At 69.6% G+C, this 20,712-nt stretch carries 19 protein-coding genes; 8 read left to right on the forward strand and 11 right to left on the reverse strand.

Annotated elements, in window-relative coordinates; genetic code table 11:
• The first annotated feature begins 37 nt into the window (after positions 1–37).
• Positions 38–2,293, forward strand: a complete 2,256-nt coding sequence (gene glgB / locus ACQPYZ_RS24945) for a 1,4-alpha-glucan branching protein GlgB (RefSeq protein WP_433160369.1) — start codon at positions 38–40, stop codon at positions 2,291–2,293.
• A gap of 31 nt (positions 2,294–2,324) precedes the next feature.
• Positions 2,325–3,212 carry an NUDIX hydrolase gene (locus ACQPYZ_RS24950; protein ID WP_433160370.1) on the forward strand — a complete coding sequence of 296 codons (888 nt, stop codon included), beginning with the start codon at positions 2,325–2,327 and terminating at the stop codon, positions 3,210–3,212.
• On the opposite strand, the gene ACQPYZ_RS24955 is transcribed toward ACQPYZ_RS24950, so the two are convergent.
• On the reverse strand, positions 3,193–4,023 hold the full coding sequence (locus ACQPYZ_RS24955) for a phosphotransferase (RefSeq protein ID WP_433160372.1): 831 nt from the start codon (positions 4,021–4,023) through the stop codon (positions 3,193–3,195). The two genes, ACQPYZ_RS24950 and ACQPYZ_RS24955, sit on opposite strands and share 20 nt — an antisense overlap.
• 81 nt (positions 4,024–4,104) lie before the next feature.
• Positions 4,105–4,488: a DUF4870 domain-containing protein gene (locus ACQPYZ_RS24960; protein WP_433160374.1), complete on the reverse strand. Its 384-nt coding sequence runs from the start codon at positions 4,486–4,488 to the stop codon at positions 4,105–4,107.
• 119 nt (positions 4,489–4,607) lie between these two features.
• Here ACQPYZ_RS24960 and ACQPYZ_RS24965 point away from each other — a divergent pair, with 119 nt between their 5' ends.
• Complete coding sequence (locus ACQPYZ_RS24965; protein WP_433160375.1) at positions 4,608–5,189, forward strand: hypothetical protein; 582 nt, start codon at positions 4,608–4,610, stop codon at positions 5,187–5,189.
• A gap of 107 nt (positions 5,190–5,296) precedes the next feature.
• Here ACQPYZ_RS24965 and ACQPYZ_RS24970 read toward each other — a convergent pair whose 3' ends face one another.
• Both ACQPYZ_RS24970 and ACQPYZ_RS24975 read right to left on the reverse strand, forming a co-directional pair.
• On the reverse strand, positions 5,297–6,463 hold the full coding sequence (locus tag ACQPYZ_RS24970; RefSeq protein ID WP_433160376.1) for an RNA polymerase sigma factor: 1,167 nt from the start codon (positions 6,461–6,463) through the stop codon (positions 5,297–5,299).
• Between the two features lie 328 nt (positions 6,464–6,791).
• Complete coding sequence (locus ACQPYZ_RS24975; RefSeq protein WP_433160378.1) at positions 6,792–7,163, reverse strand: YciI family protein; 372 nt, start codon at positions 7,161–7,163, stop codon at positions 6,792–6,794.
• A 229-nt stretch (positions 7,164–7,392) separates the two neighbouring features.
• Between ACQPYZ_RS24975 and ACQPYZ_RS24980 the strand changes: the two genes are divergently transcribed.
• Entirely contained in the window at positions 7,393–8,835 is a 1,443-nt protein-coding gene (locus tag ACQPYZ_RS24980) for a flavin-containing monooxygenase (RefSeq protein WP_433160379.1), read from the forward strand.
• 7 nt (positions 8,836–8,842) lie between these two features.
• Here ACQPYZ_RS24980 and ACQPYZ_RS24985 read toward each other — a convergent pair whose 3' ends face one another.
• Entirely contained in the window at positions 8,843–9,982 is a 1,140-nt protein-coding gene (locus tag ACQPYZ_RS24985) for a citrate/2-methylcitrate synthase (protein WP_433160381.1), read from the reverse strand.
• Positions 9,983–10,057: 75 nt separating this feature from the next.
• Here ACQPYZ_RS24985 and ACQPYZ_RS24990 point away from each other — a divergent pair, with 75 nt between their 5' ends.
• Positions 10,058–11,224 carry a citrate/2-methylcitrate synthase gene (locus tag ACQPYZ_RS24990; protein WP_433160382.1) on the forward strand — a complete coding sequence of 389 codons (1,167 nt, stop codon included), beginning with the start codon at positions 10,058–10,060 and terminating at the stop codon, positions 11,222–11,224.
• Positions 11,225–11,279: 55 nt separating this feature from the next.
• Here the strand turns inward: ACQPYZ_RS24990 and ACQPYZ_RS24995 are convergent, their stop codons facing one another.
• The 6 genes from ACQPYZ_RS24995 to ACQPYZ_RS25020 all read right to left on the reverse strand — a co-directional run bounded on the left by ACQPYZ_RS24995 (position 11,280) and on the right by ACQPYZ_RS25020 (position 19,030).
• Positions 11,280–12,659, reverse strand: a complete 1,380-nt coding sequence (locus ACQPYZ_RS24995) for a hypothetical protein (protein WP_433160384.1) — start codon at positions 12,657–12,659, stop codon at positions 11,280–11,282.
• Between the two features lie 251 nt (positions 12,660–12,910).
• Complete coding sequence (locus ACQPYZ_RS25000; protein WP_433160386.1) at positions 12,911–13,795, reverse strand: MurR/RpiR family transcriptional regulator; 885 nt, start codon at positions 13,793–13,795, stop codon at positions 12,911–12,913.
• A gap of 118 nt (positions 13,796–13,913) precedes the next feature.
• Positions 13,914–14,723, reverse strand: coding sequence for a tetratricopeptide repeat protein (locus ACQPYZ_RS25005; protein WP_433160388.1), 810 nt, complete (start codon positions 14,721–14,723; stop codon positions 13,914–13,916).
• 267 nt (positions 14,724–14,990) lie between these two features.
• Positions 14,991–16,601: an NAD-binding protein gene (locus ACQPYZ_RS25010; protein ID WP_433160390.1), complete on the reverse strand. Its 1,611-nt coding sequence runs from the start codon at positions 16,599–16,601 to the stop codon at positions 14,991–14,993.
• A 94-nt stretch (positions 16,602–16,695) separates the two neighbouring features.
• Entirely contained in the window at positions 16,696–18,369 is a 1,674-nt protein-coding gene (locus ACQPYZ_RS25015) for an acyl-CoA mutase large subunit family protein (RefSeq protein ID WP_433160391.1), read from the reverse strand.
• Positions 18,370–18,526: 157 nt separating this feature from the next.
• Entirely contained in the window at positions 18,527–19,030 is a 504-nt protein-coding gene (locus ACQPYZ_RS25020; protein WP_433160393.1) for a MarR family winged helix-turn-helix transcriptional regulator, read from the reverse strand.
• Positions 19,031–19,123: 93 nt separating this feature from the next.
• Between ACQPYZ_RS25020 and ACQPYZ_RS25025 the strand changes: the two genes are divergently transcribed.
• From ACQPYZ_RS25025 to ACQPYZ_RS25035, 3 genes are all read left to right on the forward strand, one after another.
• A complete protein-coding gene (locus ACQPYZ_RS25025; protein ID WP_433160395.1) occupies positions 19,124–19,510 on the forward strand; it encodes a DUF4231 domain-containing protein in 387 nt (128 codons plus the stop codon).
• Between the two features lie 32 nt (positions 19,511–19,542).
• Positions 19,543–20,289, forward strand: coding sequence for a maleylpyruvate isomerase family mycothiol-dependent enzyme (locus ACQPYZ_RS25030; protein ID WP_433160397.1), 747 nt, complete (start codon positions 19,543–19,545; stop codon positions 20,287–20,289).
• A gap of 75 nt (positions 20,290–20,364) precedes the next feature.
• Positions 20,365–20,712: a YciI family protein gene (locus tag ACQPYZ_RS25035; protein WP_433160399.1), complete on the forward strand. Its 348-nt coding sequence runs from the start codon at positions 20,365–20,367 to the stop codon at positions 20,710–20,712.

The raw sequence follows: 20,712 nt of genomic DNA on the forward strand, positions 1-20,712 counted from the left end.
TCGGTAGATGGCCGACTGATCGGGCAGGATGGGGTCCATGGGATCGAGCGAGCAGAACGCCGGGCCGGCCGGGGCCTTCGAGACGCCTGCGGTGGCGACGGAGGAGCCAGTGGTGACAGCGGTTCCGGTGGACCGGACGGTCCTGGAACAGCTGGTCGGCGGGACCTTCCATGATCCCCATCACGTGCTCGGTCCACATCTCGGCGACAGCGGCGTCACCGTTCGCGTGCTGCGTCCGTTCGCGCAAACCGTCACCGTGCTGTACGACGACCAGCGGGTCGAGCTGCGGCATGAGTTCGACGGCGTCTGGGTCGGGGTGCTCGACGTCGACAAGGTGCCCGACTACCGCCTCGAGGTGACCTACACCGACGGTCCCGCGATCGAGCTCGACGACCCGTACCGGTACTTGCCGTCGCTCGGTGAGGTCGACCTGCACCTGATCGGCGAGGGCCGGCACGAGCAGCTGTGGACCGTGCTCGGCGCGCACGTCCGGCGGTACGACGGCCCGTCCGGGACCGTCACGGGGACGTCGTTCGCCGTCTGGGCACCGAGTGCGCAGGGCATCCGGCTGACCGCCGACTTCAACTTCTGGGACGGCCGCGCGCACCCGATGCGGTCGTTGGGATCGTCCGGTGTGTGGGAGCTGTTCGTACCGGGCGTCGGCCCGGGGACGCGGTACAAGTTCGACATCTGCGGCCGAGACGGTGTCTGGCGGCAGAAGGCCGACCCGATGGCCAACCTGGCCGAGACTCCCCCGGCGAACGCGTCCGTCGTCCACGAGTCGACGTACGAGTGGAACGACGCGGACTGGCTGGAGCGCCGGGCGGCCTCGCAGGCGTACGCCGAGCCGATGAGCGTGTACGAGGTGCACCTCGGCTCCTGGCGCAAGGGCAGGTCGTACCGTGAGCTGGCCGACGAGCTCGTTGCCTATGTCAACGAGATGGGTTTCACCCACGTCGAGCTGATGCCGGTGATGGAGCACCCGTTCGGCGGCTCGTGGGGCTATCAGGTGACGTCGTACTTCGCCCCGACCTCGCGGTTCGGTGACCCCGACGACTTCCGGCACCTGGTTGACCGGCTGCACCAGGCCGGCGTCGGCGTCATCGTCGACTGGGTGCCGGCGCACTTCCCGAAGGACGCCTGGGCGCTGGCCCGCTTCGACGGGACACCGCTGTACGAGCACCCGGATCCACGCCGCGGCGAGCAGCCGGACTGGGGCACCCTGGTGTTCGACTTCGGCCGGCCGCAGGTGCGCAACTTCCTGGTCGCGAACGCGATCTACTGGGCCGAGGAGTTCCACATCGACGGCCTGCGCGTGGACGCGGTCGCCTCGATGCTCTACCTGGACTACTCCCGGCAGGACGGCCAGTGGGTGCCGAACCAGTACGGCGGCCGGGAGAACCTGGAGGCCGTGTCGTTCCTGCAGGAGATGAACGCGACCCTCTACAAGCGGGTGCCCGGCGTCATCACCGTGGCCGAGGAGTCCACCTCGTGGCCCGGTGTCACCCGGGCGACGCATCTCGGCGGGCTCGGCTTCGGGTTCAAGTGGAACATGGGCTGGATGAACGACTCGCTGCGCTACCTGGAGCACGAGCCGGTCCACCGGCAGTACCACCACCACGAGCTGACATTCTCGATGATGTACGCCTACTCGGAGAACTTCGTCCTCCCGCTGTCCCACGACGAGGTCGTCCACGGCAAGGGATCGCTGCTGCGCAAGATGCCCGGCGACCGCTGGCAGCAGCTGGCGAACCTGCGGGCCTACCTGGCGATGATGTGGGCGCATCCGGGCAAGCAGTTGCTGTTCATGGGGTGCGAGTTCGGCCAGGAGTCGGAGTGGTCCGAGAAGGGTGAGCTCGACTGGTGGCTCCTTGACCACAGCGACCACCGTGGCCTGCAGCAACTGGTCAAGGACCTCAACGGCCTCTACCGCGGCAACCCGGCACTGTGGCGGACCGACCACGCGCCGGAGAAGTTCACCTGGATCGACGCCAACGACGCCGGCAACAACGTGTTCTCCTTCGTCCGGTACGGCGACGACGGCGAGCCCGCGATCGCCTGCGTCGCGAACTTCTCCGCGATCCCACACCACGGCTACCGCCTCGGCCTGCCGTTCGCGGGCACCTGGCAGGAGGCGGTCAACACCGACGCGAACGTGTACGGCGGCTCGGGGGTCGGCAACTTCGGCAGCGTCCAGGCCGACGGGCCCGGCTGGCACGGGATGGAGTTCAGCACGGAGCTGTCCGTCCCGCCGCTGGCCACGGTCTACCTGCGTCACAACCCGTCGGCTTGAGTGCTGGGGGCCACCGGGTAGCGTTCACCGGGTGACCGCCGTACATCCGCTGACCGATGGTGAGCTGACCCTGCGTCCCTCCGAGGACGACCAGCAACTGGTCACCTTCGAAGTCGAGCACGGCGGGACGGTCGGCACGGTCTCGGTACGGCGGACGACGCCCGGAGTCGGCGTGGTCACCTGGGCGATGGACGGTGGCCCGGAGGTCGCGCAACGGGCCGTCCGACTGGCGGCGGAGTACGCCTTCGGTGAGTTGGGGCTGGAACGGCTCCAAGTGGAGGTGGACCCAGAGCTTCACTCGTCGGCACGGGTGGCGATCCGGTCCGGCTTCCGGCGCGAGGGCGTCCTGCGTGGTGGGGTCCTGGTCGATGGCGAGCGCCGGGACGTGGCCATCTACGGGATGCGTGCCGGCGACCCGCGCCCGGACACGCTGACCGGCTGGACCGCGCTGATGGATTCCGCGCTGCCGAAGAAGCGAGTGATCGCGCACGTGGTCGTGCGGGACACCGCCGGCCGGGTGCTGCTGTGTCAGGTCAGCTACAAGAAGGACCTGGAGTTGCCGGGCGGTGTGGTCGAGCCGGACGAGGACCCGGCGACCGGGGCGTCCCGCGAGATGCACGAGGAAGTCGGTGTCGCCTTGCCGCTGGTCGGCGTACTCGCGATCGACTGGCTGCCGCGCTGGGAAGGCTGGGGCGACGCCGTCGAGATCCTGTACGACGGCGGCGTACACGACCCGTCGCTGATCGACACTCTGCAGCCGGACGGATTCGAGATCCGCAGCATCGCCTGGCATGCGCCGGACGCATTGGACGGGCTCGTGTCGCCGCTGAACGCGCGCCGGTTGCCGCTGATCCTGGCCGACCCGTCGCGGCTCTACAACCTGCGCAACGGGCTGCCGATCACCGAGGTAGTCGATTGAGGTTGCCGACGCACCAGCGGTAGTGGCCGTCGCCGGCGTCCGGGTCGTAGATGGTCGCGGTCGTGATCGCGTACGCCGCGCGGTACAGGTACATCCGCTTGCGGTCGTGCCCGAGCGCCTCGAAGCGGTCGAGCAGCAGGTTGTCGAGCCGCTGCGCGTCCGGACCGTACATGTCGAAGAATCCGGCCGCGAGCGAGGCATCGAAGGTGTTGTCGCCGGCAGTCGAGTAGAAGCCCCAGTCCACGACGGCCGCGGTCCGGGCGCCCTCCATCAGGAGGTTGGGCGGGCAGATGTCGCCGTGCACGACGCTCAACTCGTCCGGCTCGATGGTCGCCAGCCGGGTGGTCAGGTCCTCGAGCAGGTCGTCGAAGTCGGCGACGTCACGCTTGAGGTGGTCGTGGGACTCGGCGGCGCGTCGTCGTACCAGGGCTGCCAGGGCCTCGCCCCACGACAGGTCGTCCCGCCAGAACGGCTGGTTCAGCACCGGGAGCGCCTTGCTCGCCGGGCCGGCCGTTGTCGTGCCGAGCGCCTCGACCACGGCGACGAACGCATCCAGCCCTTCGTCCTCGGTCAGGCCGGCCTGGTCCAGCGGGGTGCCGGTCAGCAGGTCCTCGTCGCTGACCGCCCGCCCGTCGGCGCCGGCAATGATCTCGCGGATCCGCGGCGTCCGGAACGGCAGCGGCGGCACCTCGTCGAGGAACGCCTTCAACGGCCGTACGTCGTCCGGCCGCCGATCGAACCAGATCTTCCGCACCCGGCCGCCACCGAGATCGTAGACGGCACCTTCCATCCCCTGGCCGATCAGCTCCACCCGCCGCACTCTGCCACATCACGCCCCACGGCTCGCGCGATTATCTGACCAGGCGGACGGCGGCCCGCGACCGCCGCGGGATCATCTGACGAGGCGGATGGTCAGCGGGTAGCGGTACTCGCGACCGCTGGACGCAGCCATGGTCGCCATCACGATGACGACCAGCGCGGCGACCGCCCCGATCAGCACGAGCGGGATGATGATCAGCACGCCGAGGCCGAACGTGATCAGGATCAGCACCACGGCGACCGCGGTGTAGATCAGCAGCGAGAGCTGGAAGTTGAGCGACTCCAGCGCATGCCGGCGGACGAACTCCGACCGGTACCGGTACACCAGCCAGATCACCAGCGGACACAGGAACCCCATCGCGAACCAGGCCGCGACCAACACCCCGACGTGGGCCACCATCCCCCACGTCCGCTCTTCCGACGCCGACAACGGCGCCCCGGTCCCAGGCGCACTCATACTCCAGTCAAGCACGCCCCACAACCCCCGTCACCGATCCCCGCCGTACCTCCGAACACGGACTCGGTGAACCGCTCGGATCGGTAGCTTGGCCCGGGATCTCGTCGAAGGGAGCATCGGTGGCCGTACGACGGACAACTGGAAACATCGTCGTGGTCGGAGTCGTGACGCTGCTGGTTGCTGGCCTCCTGGCCTTCGGGTGGCTCCGTGGTCGACTCCCCGGCGAGACGTCGGGCCTGGACGATGCGTGCACCGGAAAGGTCTACGACAACGCCGCGGCATACGAAGGCGCCGCACCTCACCCGATCGCGGTGTTCATCGAGTCCGAGACCGGAGAGCTCGAGCACACGTCGCCGTACTTCTCCGAGGAGGGGTGGGAGTTGGTCGACCCGGACGAGCCCGAGGACGTGCAGTTGGTCGCCTGCGCGACCGTGGACGGTGAGCAGTCCTTGGGAGCCGAGCACAACTGCGAGTATGGGGCGACGGGATCCACCACGATCCCCATGGTCACCGCGACGTACCAGCTCAGGGTCTACGAACTACGCACCCACCGCGAGGTGCGCTCGATCACCCTCGAAGGCCAGGAGAAGTTCTGTCCACATTCGATCCCGATGGACGACCCACCGCCGCGAATGCTGACCAGGCCCACTCCCGACCAGTGGCGAAAAGCCCTCGCCGACCTGACTACCCAAAACCACTAACCCCAGCCCGCCGCCTACAGGTCAGCTGGGGAGGGCGGTGAGGCGCTGGGTGAAGAAGCGCCGCTCAGCCGGGGAGGGCGGTGAGGCGTCGGGTGAGAAAGTGCTGCTCAGCTGGGGAGGAGGGCAGTGAGGCGTTGGGTGAGGAAGCGGCGTTCGGCTTCGTTGGCGGTGAGCGTGATCGCTTGGCGGTAGGCGTCGGCGGCTTCGCGGCAGCGGCCGAGGCGGGCGAGGATGTCGGCGCGGGCCGCGGGGAGGTACGCGTAGGACTTCAGCGCCGGCTCGTTGCCGAGGGCATCCAGCTCATCGAGCACGGCGTCGAGGTCAGCCCCCGGGACGAGACTGCGTGCCGCGGCCCGGTTGAGGGCGACGATGGGCGTCGGCCAGCTGACCATCATGGCGTCGTACATCCGCACGACCTGTCGCCACTCGGTCCTCTCCCACGACGGCGCTGTCACATGCAGCCCGGCCACGGCTGCCTGCAACGCAAACCGGCCCTGACCATGCTCCAGCGCCGCCGTCGCCCGCGACACGCCTTCCGCCAGCATCCGGATGTCCCACCGCGACCGGTCCTGATCCGCCAGCAGCACCAACTCCCCGTCCTCGCTCACGCGCGCGTCCCCGCGCGCCTCCGTCATCAACAACAAGCCCAGCAACGCCTGCGGCTCCGGCTCGTCCGGCATCAGCCGCACCAGCAGCCGCGCCAACTCAACCGCCCGGCCCGTCAACTCCGTCCGCGTCAGCTCCGCCCCGGCCGCCACGTGCCCGGCCGTGTATACGAGATGTACGACGGTCAGGACGGCGTCGAGCCGCGCCGGCAACTCCTCGTCGGCCGGGATCCGGTACGGGATCGAGGCCGCCGCGATCTTCTTCTTCGCCCGGGTGATCCGCGCCGCCGCCGTCGGCTCGCTGATCAGCAGGCCGGCCGCCACCTCGCGCGTGGTGAGGCCGCAGATCAGCCGCAACGTCAGGGCCACCTGTGAGTCCCGGGCCAGCGCCGGGTGACAGCAGGTGAAGACCAGCCGCAGGGGATCCGTCGGCTGCTCCTCGTCGTCCGGCCCGAGCGGATCCTCGACCAGCAACGGGAGCTTCCGCCGCAGGTTCGTCTCCCGCCGCATCCGGTCGAGCGCCAACCGCCGCGCGACCGTAGTCAGCCAGCCGCCCGGATTCGACGGGATCTCGTCCGGCCAGGACCGCAACGCCCGCACGAACGCGTCCTGCGTGCAGTCCTCGGCCAGGTCCAAATCCCGGGTCAGCCGCACCACCGATGCCAGCACCGTCGACCAGCACTCCCGGTGGGCCCGGTCGACAACCCCGGCGACCTCGGCCGCCGACCGCTCACGCGGATACGCGGACGGCGCGGACGGCGCAGGCGGATGCTCCGAGGCCCCTGACGGCTCACGTAAGTCCGACGACGCCCCCGACGACTCACGCGGATACGCCGACGCGGCTGTCGGCTCACGCGGATAGTCCGACTCCGCTGACGGACCAGGCGATGACGCTGACGCCGCTGACGGATCAGGGGATGACGCGGACGCCGTTGGCGGCGCAGGCGGGTGCTCCGACGGAGGTGGCTCCGTCGGAGTACCCGGCTGCCGCGTCATGTCAGGCCGGCGGCTCGGCATCCGCACCGGTCGGCATCACCGGGCGGACCTCGACGTTCCCCGCCGGGCACAGCTTGGCGAGCTCGAGCGCCTGGTCGAGGTCGCGCGCCTCGACCACGTAGAACCCGCCGAGCGCCTCCTTGGTCTCGATGAACGGCCCGTCGGTGACCAGCGGCTCGGCACCCTCGCGCTGCCGGACCGTGCTCGCGGTGCTGGACCGCTCCAGCGCCTCCCCGCCGAGGACCCGCGCGCCGGCCTTCTCGACCGCCTCCATGAACGCCCCGTGCAGCTTCATCGCCTGCTGCCACTCCTCCGGCGTGACGTTGTCGTACCAGTCTTCGCTGTCGAACAGCAGGAACATGTACTGCGCCATTTCCGGCTCCCTTGTCTCGGGCTTGTACTGAACATCTTGCTGACGATCGGCAGCAGACGGAATCGACAGCACCGGCAAGGAAATTCCCAGTCGTGTTTCCGGTCATGGTCATCCTCACCTCGAGTCACCCGGCGGATACGAACAGCACCATCGTGCCCACCACGCGTACTCTTGACCCGGTACTCAACAGGCACCCACCACGTACGCATCCGGACCCCAGGAGGAACTCGTGGAGCACCTGGACGTCCTCGTCGTCGGCGCCGGCCTGTCCGGGATCGGGGCCGCCTACCGGCTGCAGACGCAGAGCCCGGACCGGACGTACGCAGTCCTCGAGGCCCGCGAGAGCCTCGGCGGCACCTGGGACCTGTTCCGCTACCCCGGGATCCGCTCCGACTCGGACATGTTCACCCTCGGGTTCCCCTTCCACCCGTGGAAGGCGGCCAAGGCGATCGCCGACGGTCCGTCGATCCTGGAGTACCTGCACGAGACCGCGTCCACCTACGGCATCGACAAGCACATCCGGTTCGGGCAACGCGTCGTACGGGCGTCGTGGTCGTCGTCCGAGGCTATGTGGACCGTGGAGACCACGCGGGCGACGTACACGTGCTCGTTCCTGTATGTCTGCAGCGGGTACTACGACTACGACTCGGGCCATGTGGTCGACTTCCCCGGGCAGAACGAGTTCCAGGGGCACATCGTCCATCCGCAGCACTGGCCCGACGACCTGGACTACTCCGGTCAGCGAGTGGTGGTAATCGGCAGTGGTGCGACCGCGGTGACGCTAGTGCCGGCCATGGCTCGTACGGCGGAGCACGTGACGATGCTGCAGCGTTCACCGAGCTATGTGGCGTCCAGGCCGGCGCAGGACGCGTTCTCCGATCGACTGCGCGCCGTACTGCCCGAGAAGCTCGCACACCGGGTGATCCGCGGTAAGAACGTACTGTTCAGCACTGCTGTCTACAGCGCGTTCCGGCGGTGGCCGTCGCAGGCTGCCTGGCTCCTGAACAGCACTGTGGCCAAGCAGTTGCCTGACTCAATCCCACTGGACCCGCACTTCACCCCTCGGTACAAGCCGTGGGACCAACGGCTGTGTCTGGTGCCGGACGCAGACCTGTTCGAGGTACTGCGCGATGGCTCGGCCTCCGTGGTGACGGACGAGATCGAGACCTTCACGTCGACCGGTCTGCGGCTGCGCTCCGGCGCGGAGCTGGACGCCGACCTCGTCGTCACCGCGACCGGGTTGCGCATGGTGGCACTCGGCAACATCGAGCTGACGGTCGACGGGCAGGCCGTGGACCCGCACGACACGTTCGTCTACAAGGGCATGATGCTGAGCGGCGTACCCAACCTCGCCTGGTGCATCGGCTACACCAACAACTCCTGGACGCTCCGCTCCGACCTGACCTCGCAGTACGTCTGCCGCCTGCTCAACCACCTCACCGCTACCGGCACGAGCATCTGCGTTCCGGAGATCGACCAGGCGGAGTACGACGCGCCCCGGCGACCTGTGGTCGACCTCTCGTCCGGTTACATCCGCCGAGCCGCGTCGATCCTGCCGCGCCAGGGGACGCACGGCCCCTGGCGCCTCCGGCAGAACTACCCGCGTGACCTGGTGCTCCTCCGCTTCGGCCCGATCACCGACGAGGCCATGCGGTTCAAGTCCGCTGCCTGACAGGTGCTCACGGCACCGGCACGGGTGGCTGCGGGCCGACGTACGTCGCGATCGGGCGGATGATCTTGGAGTCCATGGACTGTTCGAGGATGTTGGCGGACCAGCCGATCACGCGGCTGACCGCGAACGTGGGCGTGAACATGGCCCGCGGGAGGCCGCAGAGCTCCATCACGACGCCGGCGTAGAACTCGACGTTCGCGTAGAGGTTGCGGCCCGGCTTCAGCTCGGCGAGTACGTCGACGATGCGCTGCTCGACCGTAGTCGCGAAGTCCACGAGGTCTCCGCCCAGTCCGCGGGCGATGTCGCGCAGCATCAGCGAGCGCGGGTCCTCGGTCCGGTAGACCGCGTGCCCGAAGCCCATGATCCGGTCGCCCGCCGACACCTTCTCCCGCACCCAGGCGTCGATGCGGTCGGGGGTGCCGATCTCGTCGAGACTGGCCAGCGCACGGTCCGGTGCGCCACCGTGGAGCGGCCCTGAGAACGCACCGATCGCGCCCGCGATCGCAGCAACGAAGTCAGCGCCGGTCGAGGCGATCACCCGCGCGGTGAAGGTCGACGCGTTGAATCCGTGGTCCACGGTCGCGACCAGGTAGTGCTCGATAGCCGCAGTCTGTACGGCGCTCGGCTCGGCGCCGCTCACCAGGTAGAGCCAGTTGGCGGCGGCACCAAGGTCGGCGCGCGGCTCGAGCGGCTCCTGTCCCTCCCGCAGGCGGTAGAGCGCCGCCAGGATTGTCGGCGTCACCGCGCACACGAGCATCGCGTCGGCCTTGCGGCGGGCCGGATCCGCGTCCCACAACGGCGGCAGCGTCCGCACGGCGGCCAGGAGCGACAACGCCGTGCGGAGACCGGCCAACGGGTTGAACGTCGGGCCGGCGCTCGCGATCGCGGGCAGGACGGCGCGGACCTCATCCGGCAGGACACGCAAGGGCGCGAGCTCGGCGGTGAAGCGTTCGCGCTCCGCGGTGGTCGGTAGGTGGCCCTCGAACATCAGGAACCAGACGTCTTCGAGCGTCTTCGACTTGGCGAGGTCGATCGCCGAGTACTGGCGGTAGTGGTAGAACCCTTCGTCACCGCGGACGTCACCAAGGGTCGTCTCGGTGACGACGACGTTGCGCAGGCCAGGCGGAACATTGATCGTTGTTGACATAGCTATCAGAGTTGACAGCCAATCAACTATTGTCAATGTTGATCCAGTCAATGTGACGGCTCGAAGGAGCGCTGGATGAGCCAGCAGACTGACGAGAATTACCTGACGACGGCCCAGGTCGCGCGACGGTTGCGGGTCAAACCGGAGACTATTTACGCGTACGTCAGCCGCGGGTTGCTGACGAGTGTGCGGGCTCGCGGCCGGCGCGGCAGCCTGTTCGCCGCGGCGGAGGTCGAGCGGCTGGCGAGCAAGTCCGTCGAGCACTCCGGCGTCGTCGAACAGATCGAGTCCGAGCTGACCCTCATCCGCGACGACAACCTCTACTACCGCGGCCACCCAGTCAAAGACCTCGCCACAAGCCTGCCACTCGAGTCAGTGGCCCATCTGCTCTGGACAGGCGAGCTGACCGAGCGGGAGCGGTTTCCGGTGGCGGGGGATGCGGTGGAGCTTGCTCGGGCTGCGATGGGGGTGCTGCCGGAGTCGGCGCGGTTGACGGACAGGTTGCGGGTGGCGGTCGCCGTACTGGGGGCTGCTGATCCGATGCGGTTCGATCTGACTCCTCTGTCGGTCACGACCGCCGTCGAGAAGCTGATCGGCGTACTGGTCGCGGCGTTGCCAGGGCCGGTGCCTGCGCTCAACCCGCAGCAATCGCTGGGGAGCCGGTTGTGGCCGAAGTTCTCGTCTCACCGCGCACGACCGGACGTGCTGGAGTCGGCACTGATCCTGCTGGCGGATCACGGCCTCGCGGTGTCGACCGTCGCAGCCCGGGTCGCGGCGAGCGCGCGAGCCAATCTGTACGCCGTGGTGTCGGCCGGACTGGGGGCGTTGGACGGGCAGTATCACGGCGCGGCGCCCACCCTGGCGTACGAGTTCCTCAAGCGGGCACAGCGGGACCCACTCCAGGCGCTGTCGGATCAGCTGAGGTCAGGCGAGCCCGTGCCGGGGTTCGGTCACCGGATCTACCGTGAGCGCGATCCACGCGCCGAGGTGCTGCTCGGCATGCTCGGCGACCACCCGGTCGTGGAGACGATCCAGGTGCTCGCCGCGCGGATGCCGTCGTTCCCGAACAGCGACCTTGCGGTGGCCGCGATGATGCACGCGTACGACTTCCGGGCCGATGCCGGCGACGCGTTGTTCGCCCTGGCGCGGATGGTCGGCTGGACCGCCCACGCGCTGGAGGAATACGCGGCGCCGGCCCTGCGCTTCCGTGCCCTCGGCATTTACACAGGCCCGACCGACTGAGTGTGCTCGACCGACGGGCGCCGGTCGAGGAACCGCCGGTCGTCGTGAGCGCTCGTTAGTTGGCTTCCAGTTTCAGGAGGGTTGCGGCGCCGGGGGCAAGCATGATCGGGATCGGCCCGGTGCCTCGGGCGCGATAGGTCTGAGTGCGGGGGTTGAAGACGCCTACGGCTGAGACACCGGACAGGCGCGGGGTGAGGGTGCCTCGGGCTTCGGCGGAGTGGGAGCGGTTGGCGACGAGAATCCAGCGGTCGGCCGAGCCGTCGCGCGAGCAGAAGGTGCCCAGCACCAGTGGGGATCCGGAGACGCTGGAGACCAGCGGCGTCGGCGTGAAGCCCACGGTCCCGTTGGGTAGCGGGGTCTCGTTGGCGTGGACGACCGATTCGGACACGAGCGGCTTGAGTTCGCGGCCGACCTGGTGGAGCCAGGTGGTGTTGATCTGGCGCGAGGCGGCGTACCGCGGTGTGCGCCGGCCGTCGACGGTGATCAGCGCCGGGCCGAAGCCTTCGCCGCGTGCGGCCTCGGGTGTCCAGTAGGTGAAGTACTGGATTCCCTTCGCGCCGTAGGCGAGGCTGATGTTGACCTGCCACAGCAGCTCGGACGCGGTCGGCTCGCGGTGGTTGTTGTACAGCAGCGTCTGGATGAACACCCAGGACGGTATGTCGCCGTGCAGGGCGGCGTCGCGGACGATCGCCCAGTTGTGGAAGTAGTTCGCGTCCTCGCGGCCCTCGGACAGCAGCGGGTAGCGGTCGAATGAGATCAGGGACGGCTTCACCACGTCGACGAAGCTGCGATAGTACGCCGGGTCGTCGGACGGGAAGAGGTTGATGTACGGGAGCAGGGACGGCGCGAGCTCACGCGAGACCGCGACCGCCCGGGCCAGTGTGCCGAACCAGCCCGCGCCGGGTTCGTCGTACAGGTTGAAACCGGCGAGGGAGGAGTAGGGGCCGTACGCGTCGCGGGCGCGGGTGTAGAGGGCGCGCGCCTCGGCGGGGGTGATGCTCAGGTGGTCGGCGGGGTTGTCCGAGATCGAGAACCAGCGGGACATGTTGCGGATCTGGATATCGTCGGAGATCAGCATTTGCAGGCCGGCGGTCCGGGCGAGGCCGAGCTGGTGCTGGAAGATGTTGCCGTCGCCGGCGTAGTTGCCGGAGATCACGAAGTCGAAGCCGGCTGCTTTGATCTCGGCGAACCGCTCCGGCGTGCTCTCGTACGGGTGCGGGGGCCAGAAGAGCCCGATCGGGAACTCCGGTCCGCCGGTCAGCGGCAGGTCGTCCGGCGACGGGATCGCCGCCGCCGAGGTGCCGGCAGCTACGGACGCGCCGGTGGGTGCGGCTGCGGACGCGGCGGTCGGTGCTGCGGCGGTGAGGGCGGCAGCGCCGGCGCCGAACAGGAGGGCGCGGCGGCTGGGACCGAGGATCTGGTGCGGGCTCTGCATGATTCTCCTTCACAGGCGGGTGGATGGAGTCGTCGGGCGGGCGCAGTGCACGAGCAGGTGCGGGGGCGCGGGTTTCCGCGGGTTGGCGGAGAGACGAGCGCACGGGGCGGGAGCCGGCGCGGGGCTTGGGCGGGTTGGCGGGCGACGGAGGGCACGGGTGGGCGGAGGGCACGGGTGGGCGGAGGGCACGGGTGGGGAGTTGGGTGATGGGGGCATGGGTGGGGAGTTGGGTGATGGGGGCATGGGTGGGGTTAGGGGCGTTTGCGGTGGGTGGAGACGGCTTCGGCGGTGGCGTCGAAGGCTTGTTCGGCGAGGGGGTAGTCGCGTTGGGCGACGCCGATGTAGAGGGCGTCGAGGACGAGCATCTGTACGTGGCGCGCGGACATCCCGCCGGTGCGGAAGGTGACGTCGCGGGCAGAGGTGAGCAGTACGACGTCCGCGCACAACGCCAGCGGCGACCGGGGATAGTTGGTCACGGCAACTGTCGTGGCGCCGCCGCGTCCCGCGCGCTGCAACGGCTCCAGCACCTCGATCGTCTCGCCGCTGTGCGAGATGCCGACGGCAACGTCACCTGGGCCTAGCAGCGTCGCGCTGGTCAGCGCACTGTGTACGTCGCTCCACGTGCTGGCGGCCCGGTCGATCCGGTGCAGCCGCAACCGCAGGTCCTCGGCGACGGACGCCGACCCGGACACGGCGTACAGGTCGATCCGGCGGGCGTCGGAGATCGCCTGCACCGCTCGGCCGAGGGAGCTCACGTCGATCGAGGCGACCGTATCCTCGAGCGCCCGGGTGTCGGCGCGCAACAGCGTGCGCAGTACGTCGTCCAGCGAGTCGTCCGGGCCGACCTCGGCACCGGTCCCCCGCTCCCAGCTGCTACTGGCCCGGCCGCTCTCGGCCGCGAGTGCCAGCCGCAGCTCGGCGTACCCGGACAGCCCGAGCGCCAGGCAGAACCGGGTGACGCTCGGCAGCGAGGTCCCGCACCGGGCCGCGAGCTGGCCGATCGTGGACGACGCCACGCCGGCCGGATCGCGCAGTACCTCGGTCGCGATCCGCGCCTGCGCCGGGCTGAGTGCGGGCAGCAGCCCATTGATGCGGGCCTCGAGGCTCGGCTGAGGGGACGCGGCGGCAACGCTCATGTGAATTATTCTCAAACCGGATCGGCAGGGATTTCAAGAGTTCACACACGACCGGGACCGGACACACGACAAGACCCCCTCGGCGCGCCGGCGCCGAGGGGGTCTTGAAGGCAGCAGATCAGAACAGCGCGGACATCAGCCGCCGGCGGGCCTTCATCACCCGCTCGTCGTCGGCGCCGACGACCTCGAACAGCTCGAGCAGGTGCAGCCGGACGGCGTTGCGCTCGTCGCCCGAGGTCACCTGGACGGTGTTGATCAGCCGGCTGAAGGCGTCCTCGACGTGACCGCCCATCAGATCGGCGTCGGCGACCAGCATCTGCGCCTCGACGTCGGCGGGGTTGTCGGCGGCCCGCGTCCGGACGTCGGCCGGCACGTCCTGGGTGCGCTTGACCAGCTGGACCCGGGCGAGGCCGGACTTCGCCTCGGCGTCGTTCGGGGTCTCCTTGAGCAGCTCCTCGTACGCCGCGATCGCGCCGTCCAGGTCGCCGGCACCGACCGCGCTCTCGGCCTTCGCGTACCGCGGGTCCGGCTCGGGCTCAGCGGCGGCGGCGTCCGAGTCGGCCACCGGACCGCCGACCGGCTCGGCCCGGCCGGTGATGCCGTTCGCGACCGCCACGGTCATCAACTGGTCGAGGTACTGCCGGGCTTCCGGCTCCCCGAGCGCGCCCTGGAACAGCGGGACCACCTGACCCCGCAGTACGGCGATCACCAGCGGAACCGACTGCACACCGACCGCCTGGGCCAGCTGGGGGTTCGCGTCGATGTCGATCCGGGCGAGCAGGAACTTGCCGGCGTACTCGGTGGACAGATTGGCGAGCACCGAGCTGAGCGCGCTCGAGGCCTGCGAGCGCGGTGACCAGAACTCGACCACCACCGGGACCTGCAGGGAGCGCTCGATCACGTCGGCCTGGAAGGTCGGCTCGCTCACGTTCAGCACATACGACCCCGAGGCGCCGCCACCTGGAGCACCACCGGCCGGAGCGCCCGGCGCCGGAGCACCCCCAGGACCGGCCGGGGCCGCGCCGGGCCTGCGCAGGGACGACAGATCGATCGCCCCGGGACGGGAGAAGTTCGACTGACTCACGACTGCCCTCGCATTCCGTTCACGTTCACAGGCCTATCCTCCCCGAGAGTGTCCGCCGCCGGAAATCGGTACGCCGGAGACGGCGTGCAGAGGTCCGGCAGCAGACGCTTGCTACCCGTGGTGAGCCCGGGTGGCCAGGAGGAGACGGGCCAGGCCGCTGCGGGTACCTGCGACGGCGATCTTGTCGCCGGCCCGGAGCACCTTGCTCGGCGAAGGCGACCAGTCCCACGCGGTCCCGCTCTGGCGGGCCAGCACGAGCAGACCGCCGTCCTCGCTCACCTCGCCGAGCCGCAACCCGCTGGCGACCGATCCCGGCTCGACCGTGACCTCGGTGAGCAGCAGGACGCGCCGTCCGGCGGGCACGGTCACCTGGCTGCGCCGGTTCGCCACCGCGGCCGCGATCGCCGGCGCGACCAGCATCGACACCGATCGGCTGTGGCCCAGCCCCAACCGCCGTTCGACCCGCTGGGCGAGGTCGTGGTCGAACATCCGCATCGTGATCCGCGCCTCGGGGTTCAGATCACGGACGACCATCGCCGACTCCAGGTTGGTGATGTCTCCGTTGGTGATCGCGAGCACCGACTGGGCGCGTTGTACGCCGGCCGACCGCAACGTCTCCTCGTTGCTGCTGTCCCCGATCACCACCGGGATCCGCAACCGGTGCGCGGTCTGGACTCCGGGAGCGTCCTCGTCGTGCTCGACCCCGACCACCGCCACCCCGCGCTCGGCCAGGATCTCGAGGACGCGCGCGCCGACCGTACCGAGACCGCAGACGACCACGTGGTTGCGCGGCCGGCCGCGGACGCCGCCGATCACCCGCGAGAGGCGGGCCCCGATCAACGAGTCGACGACCACCGCGGTCAGCAGGGCCATCAGCACGATGCCGGTCAGCTGGACGACGACCCCGGCCACCTTCGCCCACGGCTCCGCGTCGGAGAACCGGTCGTCCTCGATCCCGGCCGACGTCACCGCACCGAGCGCCAGGTAGAGGGCGCGCAACCAGTCGATGTTCGCGATGTAGTGCGTCAGCAACGTCCCGACGAAGACCAGGAAGGCCATCACCGCGGCGATCCGCCGGACCCGGCGGTCGAAGACGTCGCGCATCGCCATCAGCCACCCGGCCCGCCGTACGTCCTTGGTCCGCCAGACGCTGCGCACCCCGGTGCCGAGGACGATGTCGCCGGTCGGGTCGGTGCTGTCGATCGGCAGCAACTCCGGCGTCGCCGACGACGTGGTGTCGGCCAGTACGGCGAGGTGCGGCTCGCGGATCAGGTCGGCCTGCCCCGCGACCAGCCGCCGTCCGCCGAGGTCGAGCCAGGTCAGCTCGTCGTCCTCGAGCGCGTCCGACACGAACGCGGGCGCCGCCAGCGACGGCCCCGAGATCACCACGCAGTCGCCGAGCAGGCTGTGCAACTGCGCACCCAGCCGCGGGTTCACCATCTGTACGACGATGCGCAGATCGGGATCCATGTCCCGGGCGGTCAGCGCGGTGTGGACGTTGTGGACGTCGTCGTTGTCCAGCAGCACCAGTGCCCGCGCGTGCGACGGCTGACCGTCCTTGGCGTCGATCCCCGCGCGCCGCAGCAACGCCTCACTGACGACGCGGACGCCGAGCACGTGCGCGCCGAGCTCGCCGATCCGCTCGTAGTGGCGGGACGCGGGGTTGACGATCGCGGTGACCTGCTCGCCGGAGCCGACCAGCTCGGTGACGACCCGCAGCATCGTGCGGTCCGAACCGCAGACGACCACCCCGCGACCGTCCGCGGCGCGGAGTGTGGTGCCCGGTTTCGCCGGCTCGGGCTCGGCCGTCGCCTGCTCAGAAGCGGGCGGGCTCTCGGTACTCGCCCCAGAGTTCCCGAAGAACGTGACAGATTTCCCCCATCGTGGCCTCCGCACGCGCCGCCTCCAGCATGGGTTCGATGAGGTTGCCGGTCCCCCTGGCCGCCTCGACCAGAGCCGACAGCGTACGCCGGACCCGGTCCTCGTCGCGGTGCGTCCTGCGCTCCGCGAGCACCCTGCACTGCTCGATCTCGACCTCGTGGCTGACCCGGAGGATGGACAGCTCACCGGAGACCGTGTCGGTCAGGGTGTTCACCCCGACGATCTTCTTCTCGCCCTTCTCCAGCTTCTGCTGGTACTCGAACGCGGCGTCGGCGATCTCGGCCATGAACCAGCCGTCCTCGATGCCACGCAGGATGCCGCCGGTCATCGACCCGTCCGGGCTCATTTCCTTGATCCGGGCGAAGATCTCCTCGGCCTGCGCCTCGATGTCGTCGGTCAGCGCCTCGACGTACCAGGATCCGCCGAGCGGGTCGGCGACGTTGGTGACCCCGACCTCTTCCATCAGCACCGACTGGGTCCGCAGCGCGATCTCGGCGGACTCGTCGGTCGGCAGCGCGAGCGTCTCGTCGAGCGCGTTCGTGTGCAGCGAGTTCGTCCCGCCGAGTACGGCGGCGAGCGCCTCGACAGCCGTGCGTACGACGTTGTTGTACGGCTGCTGGGCGGTCAGGGACACGCCGGCCGTCTGGGTGTGGAAGCGCAGCGACTGGGCCTTCTCCGTGCGCGCGCCGTACACGTCCCGCAGCCAGCGGGCCCAGATCCGCCGGGCCGCGCGGAACTTCGCGATCTCCTCGAAGAAGTCCAGATGGCTGTCGAAGAAGAACGACAGGCCGGGCGCGAACACGTCGACGTCGAGTCCGCGGGACAGGCCCAGCTCGACGTACCCGAAACCGTCGGCGAGCGTGTAGGCGAGCTCCTGCGCGGCGGTCGAGCCGGCCTCGCGGATGTGGTAGCCGGAGACGCTCAGCGGCTTGTACGCCGGGATCGTCGACGCGCAGTACTCCATCAGGTCGCCGATCAGGCGCAGGTGCGGCTCCGGCGGGAACAGCCACTCCTTCTGCGCGATGTACTCCTTGAAGATGTCGGTCTGCAGCGTCCCGTTGAGCTTGGTCAGGTCGGCGCCCTGCCGCTCGGCGGCGACCAGGTACATCACGAAGGCCGGTACGGCGGGACCGGAGATCGTCATCGAGGTGGTGACGTCCTGCAGCGGGATGTCCTTGAACAGCCGGTCCATGTCGGCGGCCGAGTCGATCGCGACCCCGCAGTGGCCGACCTCGCCGAGCGACTTCGGGTCGTCGGAGTCGCGGCCCATCAGCGTCGGCATGTCGAAGGCGACCGACAGGCCGCCGCCACCGCCGTTCAGGATCATCTTGTACCGCGCGTTGGTCTGCTCGGCGTTGCCGAAGCCAGCGAACTGGCGGATCGTCCAGGTGCGGCCGCGGTACCCGGTCGGGTAGAGGCCGCGGGTGAACGGGAACTCCCCCGGCCAGCCGATCCGCTCCATCCGCGGGTCGTCGACCCCCTCGGGAGGCCCGTACACCGGCGCGACCTCGGTGCCGGAGAGCGTGGTGAAGTCCGCCTCCCGCTTGCGGGCGGCGTCGTACCGCTGCTGCCACCGGCTCCGGCCGGCGGCGATCTGCTCGGCATCCATCAGTCGGACCTCCTCGAGAACTGGTCCCAAAATACTAGGACGTCCAACTATTTCCAAGGTGGCGGACCGCCAGGCCATCACAACCGCGCCGGGCGGCGCACACCATCGCCTGACGGCGCCCGCGGCGGTGCGTTGTGATGGCCTGGCGGTCCGGCTGTCAGGTGAAGTCGCCGGCGCTGTGGCGGAGCGGCTCGAGGACGGACCAGAGCATCTTCAGCTGCTCGTCGGTCAGGCCGGACAGGGCGAAGTCGGCGGCGACCAGATCGGCGGTGGCGCGCTCGACCAGGTCGCGGCCCTCGGGGGTGATCTCGCACAGCACGGCCCGGCCGTCGTCCGGGTGCGGTGTCCGCGTCACCAAGCCGGCCGCCTCCAGCCGCCGGACGATCGAGGTCACCGAGGTCGGGTGGACCTGCAGCCGCTCGCCCATCTTGCCCAACGGCAACGACCCGCGCCGCGAGAACGTCAGCAGCACCAGCGCCTCGAACCGCGCGAACGTCAGCCCGTGCTTCCTCAGCATGTCGTCGAGCTCACCGATGACGATCTGCTGGGCCCGCATCAGCGACGTGACGGCCCGCATCTGCTCGACCGCTCCCCACCGCCGTCCCCACTGCCGCGACGCCTCGTCGATAGGGTCGAACGGCAACGCCCTCTTCCTCGCCATGTGCCGAAGATTAGCTGGAGACTGGGCACACCATGGCGAACCTCAGAGATTCCGACTTCCCCGCCCTCGGCCCAGGACTCCCCCGCCGAGAAGATGATCAGCATCCGCTTCCGCTGGTACCACCACCAGGCCGTTCAGGCCCGGATCGCCTACCGGTCCCTGGGTGTGGTGCAACTCGTCGCCGCGCTGCTGATCGCGATCTCGGTCGCGTTCGACGCACCAGACTGGCTGGCTCCCGCGCTCGGTGGTCTGATCGCGCTGGCCGAGGGGATCCGCACGCTGTTCGGCTTCAAGGACTCCTACCCGACGTACCGGCGGGCCGCCGAGGAGTTGCGCGGCGAGGCCTGGCTGTACGCCCAGCAGGCCGGCCGGTACGCCGGCAGCGACGATCCCGCGAAGCTGCTCGCCGAGCGGGTGGTCGAGATCAGCCGGAGCGAGACGACCGATTGGGAGTCGGCGTTGAAGGCCCGGAGCATCTGACAGTGTCGGCGCGGGGTGTCATGCTTCGCGGTATGACGCTGTCGAGGGAGCGGGCCGGGTTCTATCTGGAGCAGTTGCGGGCCGAGGCCGCGCGGCTGGGCGAGGTGGGACGGATGGGATTGGACGCCGCGGTGCCGAGCTGTCCGGGGTGGACAGTGGAGTCGGTGGTGCGGCATGTGGCGACGGTCTACCTGCACAAGGTGGAGATCCTGCGGCTCGGTGCGCTGCCCGACCCGTGGCCGCCGGACTTCGGTGACCGCGACGCCATCGAGCTGTACGACGAGGCGCGCGCGGCGATCGTGGACGCGCTGGAGTCCGCCGGCACCGAGCGGGCGACGTGGACCTTCAACCCGGACGACAAGACGTCCGGGTTCTGGTACCGGCGGATGGCGCTGGAGAGCGTGGTCCACCGGATCGACGTCGAGCAGGCCCACGACGTCGTCACGCCGATCGCTCTCGAGCTGGCGCTCGACGGCATCGACGAGCTGCTGTACCCCAATCTCGCCGGCCCGTGGTGGGCGGAAGGCGATACCGAGCACCCGGTCGACGCCACCGTACGCCTCACCGCCGAGGGCCGGTCGTGGACGGTCCGCGCCGACGCCACGAGTGTGGCGGTGTCCCAGGACGCCGAGGGGGACGTGGCCGCGGAGATCTTCGGGTCGGCCGAGGCGGTGTTCCTGTGGTTGTGGGGGCGGCTGGACGCGTCCGCGGTCCAGTCGGCCGGTGACGAGGACGTCGTCCGCGAGTTCCGCGCCCGGGTGTCCGAGGCGACGCAGTGATGTCCTGATCGGCGGGTGACCGTTCGTTCCTTTGCTGAGAGGCCACAGTGGGCCTGGCGAAGAAGGAGTGTTCCGATGGCGCAGTACCTTGCACTGACCTATACGGCGGACGTCGACTGGTGGGCTCCGGAGCAGGCGGGCGAGCTCGCGGAGTACCGGCAGTTCGCACTGGACCACGCCGGCGCGATCGCCGCGAGCGCGGTCCTGCACCCGACGCCGACGGCGACCGTCGTCCGGGTCGAGGGTGCCCGCGGCGGCAAGGTCGTCACCACGGACGGCCCGTACGCGGAGACGAAGGAGGCCCTGACCGGGTACTACCTGATCGAGGCCGACGACCTGGAGGGCGCGATCGCGATCGCCGCGCAGATTCCGGCCGCGTGGAACGGCGCCGTCGAGGTGCGGCCGGTCATCCTGGCGAAGTAG

Origin of the sequence: Kribbella sp. CA-247076 (genome assembly GCF_050942445.1) — a bacterium.
Classification (GTDB): domain Bacteria; phylum Actinomycetota; class Actinomycetes; order Propionibacteriales; family Kribbellaceae; genus Kribbella.